Source organism: Candidatus Poribacteria bacterium, from assembly GCA_021295755.1.
In the GTDB taxonomy this organism is placed as follows: domain Bacteria; phylum Poribacteria; class WGA-4E; order WGA-4E; family PCPOR2b; genus PCPOR2b.
This window is the reverse complement of sequence record JAGWBT010000228.1, coordinates 1-403: the sequence shown is the minus strand read 5'-3', so window position 1 is coordinate 403 and position 403 is coordinate 1. Positions and strand designations below refer to the sequence as shown.

1 protein-coding gene is annotated in these 403 nt (G+C 51.4%); it reads left to right on the top strand.

The annotated features are described in order from the left end of the window. Nucleotides 1-403: transposase (locus J4G02_22410; protein MCE2397264.1), on the top strand; the 403-nt coding region annotated here is incomplete at both ends.

The following is a 403-nucleotide window of genomic DNA, read 5'->3' as shown; positions in this document are numbered from 1 at the left end:
CAAGCCAACGCTTTGCCAGATTTAAAGCAAGAATCTGAGGCTTATGCCGGTCTTCACAGCGACGTTCTGCAAGATGCGATTCGCCGTTTGGATAAAGCATACAAAGCATTCTTCGGTCGTGTCAAAACGGGTGATAAACCGGGCTTGCCGCGCTTCAAAGGCAAAGGCCGGTATCGGTCAATGACTTTCAGCCACTTGGCAAATCGACTGATTTGCAATGTCGATAGAAAATATGCCCGTGTGGTTGTCCCCAAAGTCCGACACTTGAAGGTTCGCTATCACCGCCCGTTGCCGGAGGGCAAAATTAAGACGTTGACCATTTCCAAGAAGGCGTCCGGTTGGTATGCCACAATCGTCGTTGAGGTGCCAGCCCCGGTGGAAGTCTCCGTTAATACCACGCTGG